The sequence below is a fragment of the Microbacterium sp. genome, assembly GCF_031988965.1.
In the GTDB taxonomy this organism is placed as follows: Bacteria; Actinomycetota; Actinomycetes; order Actinomycetales; family Microbacteriaceae; genus Microbacterium.
This window is the reverse complement of sequence record NZ_DALZXX010000227.1, coordinates 1-2,975: the sequence shown is the minus strand read 5'-3', so window position 1 is coordinate 2,975 and position 2,975 is coordinate 1. Positions and strand designations below refer to the sequence as shown.

Below are 2,975 nucleotides of genomic sequence, written 5' to 3'. Positions count from 1 at the left end.
CGATGGCCACGACGGCCGAGAGCTGGGAGGGCGAGGCGGCCACGGCCGCGACGACGTTCTTCGCCCGCCAGGGCGAGGTGCTCGACGAAGCGGCGAGCAAGCTGAAGGACACCCAGCCCGAGTTCGACGCTCTCGTGCGCGGCATGCGCTCGTCGGCGAACCTCGCGACCGGCCTCATGGCCACGATCATCGACGCCTCGCTGATCGCGTGGGGGTGCTACGCCGTCGGCGGTGCCACCGCGGCCACCGGCATCGGAGCGATCATCGGCGGCATCTGCGGCACCGGAGCGGTCGGTGTCGCGGTGTACGCGCTCTACGAGCTGTTCACGCTCTGCCAGAACCTCTACGCGATGCTCGACGGGCTCACCAGCCTGATCGGTCTGGCCATGTCGTTCCTGCTCGCCACCGACACGCTCCCCCAGATCTCCTCCTACGACAACACCCAGGTGTGACCCGATGACGACTCCCGACGACTTCCGTTCCGTTCCGCCCACCGTCGCACCGGGCGGCGAGGACCCGACCCAGAAGCGCGTACTCGCGAGCTCGCAGTCCGGCAGCCTCCTCGACCTCGAGGCACGCGAACTGCTGGGTCGCTTCCAGCACGACCAGAACCTGCCGAAGGAGGTCCGCGAACGGGCCGGGCAGGCGCTGCGCGGGGACGGAACGCTGCGCGACGTGCTCGAGACACCGGCGTTCACGGAGATGCGCGAGGCCGCCGCGCGGCGGTTCCGCGAAGAGCTCGCGGCGATGAGCCAGGAGGAGAAGGACGAGATGGCACGCACCCTGCGCGAGCGCTTCTCTGGTCCGTTCGGCATGCCCGGCGCGGGATCGCCCTCGTGAGACGCCGCACGGGCGCGGCCCTTCTGACGCTCGGCGCTGCCGTCGTGGCGGGGCTCACGGGCTGCACCGCATCCCCCTCGACCGCCTCGCTGACAGTGACCTTCACCGACGGCGCCGAGCAGACCACCCAGGAGGTCTCGTTCAGCGACCTGGCGTGCCGCACCTCGAGCGTGAATCGGGTGTTCGTGAGCGAGTCCACTCTCAGCTCCGGCGAGAACGAGTTCCTCGCCAGCGCTCCCACCGACGGTCGCGACGCCTATGCGATCTCGTTCTGGTTCGGCGACTACTCCTTCGTATCGACGGCGAAGTTCGACGCCTCGGGCTCGACGGTCACCTTCGATGCGCTGCCCGGATTCGTGGCGGAGTCGCTGAACGGCGAGAGGGCGACGAGCGCCGGCGTCGAGGCGACGCTCGACGGAACGATCACCTGCAACTGATGACCGCCTGCCACTGATGACGACACACCGGGACCACCCGGTGCACCCGAGGGGGAACCATGGACACTCGCAAGATCTCGGTCTCGCACGACTCGGTGACCGCCGCGCTCACGTCGATCGAGGAGACGATCGACGTGATCGAGCAGGGTCTCGATCACCTCGAGTCGCGCGCCGCCGTGCTGCGGGCCAGCTGGGACGGCGAGGCCCGCGAGGCCTTCGACATCGCGCATGCGCGCTGGGATGAGTCGGTGCGGCAGCTCAACGCGATCGCACAGGCGATGAGCGCCGTCGCGCACTCGTCGAACTCCCGATTCCAGGATCAGGACCGGCGGGCGGCGCAGGTCTGGCAGGTCTGAGGTCGCTCACCCGACGAGCGGACCGCCGACCTTCCAGTACCCGAGGAACGACACGCGATCCTTCGCGATCCCGACCTCGGCGGTGAGGTGGCGGCGGATGCGCGTGGTGACGCCCGACTCCCCCGCCAGCCACACATAGAGGTCGGCGTCGTCGCGCAGCTCGTCCTGCCGCTCGTCGAGCCAGTCCCGCACCGCACGCTCCACACCGGAGTCCTCGCCGCTCCCCCGCGCGACGACCCGGATGCGCACGTTGGCGGGAGCATCCGCCGACACCACGTCGTCGGCGGGGTCATCGCACTCGAGGAACACGTCGGCCGAGGCATCCGGATCGAGTGAATCGAGGATGCCGCGCACGGCCGGGAACGCCGTCTCATCGGCGACGAGCATGAAGCGGCGCGCATCGCCCGGCTGCCAGTGCAGGCCGTACCCGGTCCACCCCATGCGCGCGTCGGGCCCGTTGACCACGAGGTGATCGCCGGGCTGCGCCGCCGCGGCCCACGCGGATGCCGGTCCTGCCGGCTCATGCAGATAGAAGTCGATGTCGATCTCGCCGGCATCCGCCCTGATCGCCGCCGGCGTGTAGGTGCGGAGCACGTTCCGTTCGTGCTCGGGCAGGGCCCGCCAGCGGGTGTACCAGTCGGACGGATGCGGGGTGGGTTCGTCGAGGAGTCCGAAGTCCGCGATGCTGCCGTCGGGCAGGGGCAGCACGACCTTGATGCGCTGATCCGTGCCCCACGCCGCGAAGTTCCGCAGGCTCTCCCCGGCGAGCGTCAGCCGCACGAAGCGCGGGCTCAGCATCGTTCGGCGGCGCACCTCCACGGGGAACGCGCTGTACGCCCAGGGGCGATCGGCCGTCACGATCTCGCTCACGACCGCACTCCCCTGTGCTCGGCACCGACCGCGGGCACGGACCCGCGCAGCGGCACCACGAGCGGTCCACCGGTGACCGGATCGGCGATCACCACGTTCTCGAGACCGAAGACCTCGTGCACGCGCTCGCTCGTGATCACCTCGTGCGGCGGTCCCTCGGCGACGATGCGTCCATCGCGCATGGCGATGATGTGAGTCGCGTAGCGGGCGGCGTGATTGAGGTCGTGCAGCACGGCGACGAGCGTGCGCCCCTGCGCGTTGAGATGCGCGAACAGCTCCATGAGCTCGACCTGATGCGCGACGTCGAGGAACGTGGTCGGCTCGTCGAGCAGCAGCAGATCCGTCTCCTGCGCGAGCACCATCGCCACCCACACCCGTTGGCGCTGCCCGCCGGAGAGCGCGTCGACCGGGCGCGCCCCCAGATCGGCGGTGCCGGTGGCCTCCAGCGCGTGCTGCACGGCCTGCTCGTCGG

At 70.2% G+C, this 2,975-nt stretch carries 6 protein-coding genes; 4 read left to right on the top strand and 2 right to left on the bottom strand.

Features of this window, described 5'->3' with window-relative positions; all coding sequences use genetic code 11:
- The 4 genes from RTM68_RS18005 to RTM68_RS17990 all read left to right on the top strand — a co-directional run.
- On the top strand, positions 1-452 hold a 452-nt coding region (locus RTM68_RS18005), incomplete at its 5' end, for a hypothetical protein (RefSeq protein WP_312173631.1).
- 4 nt (positions 453-456) lie between these two features.
- Positions 457-840, top strand: coding sequence for a hypothetical protein (locus RTM68_RS18000; RefSeq protein WP_194762326.1), 384 nt, complete (start codon positions 457-459; stop codon positions 838-840).
- Positions 837-1,277, top strand: coding sequence for a hypothetical protein (locus RTM68_RS17995; protein ID WP_312173628.1), 441 nt, complete (start codon positions 837-839; stop codon positions 1,275-1,277). The genes RTM68_RS18000 and RTM68_RS17995 overlap by 4 nt, the downstream gene beginning before the upstream one ends.
- 59 nt (positions 1,278-1,336) lie before the next feature.
- Positions 1,337-1,633 (top strand): WXG100 family type VII secretion target, encoded by a 297-nt coding sequence (locus RTM68_RS17990; protein ID WP_312173626.1) that lies wholly within the window; start codon positions 1,337-1,339, stop codon positions 1,631-1,633.
- 6 nt (positions 1,634-1,639) lie between these two features.
- On the opposite strand, the gene RTM68_RS17985 is transcribed toward RTM68_RS17990, so the two are convergent.
- Together RTM68_RS17985 and RTM68_RS17980 are read right to left on the bottom strand one after the other, a co-directional pair.
- Positions 1,640-2,503, bottom strand: coding sequence for a siderophore-interacting protein (locus RTM68_RS17985; protein WP_312173625.1), 864 nt, complete (start codon positions 2,501-2,503; stop codon positions 1,640-1,642).
- Positions 2,500-2,975: ABC transporter ATP-binding protein (locus RTM68_RS17980; protein WP_312173622.1), on the bottom strand; the 476-nt coding region annotated here is incomplete at its 5' end. The genes RTM68_RS17980 and RTM68_RS17985, both read right to left, overlap by 4 nt.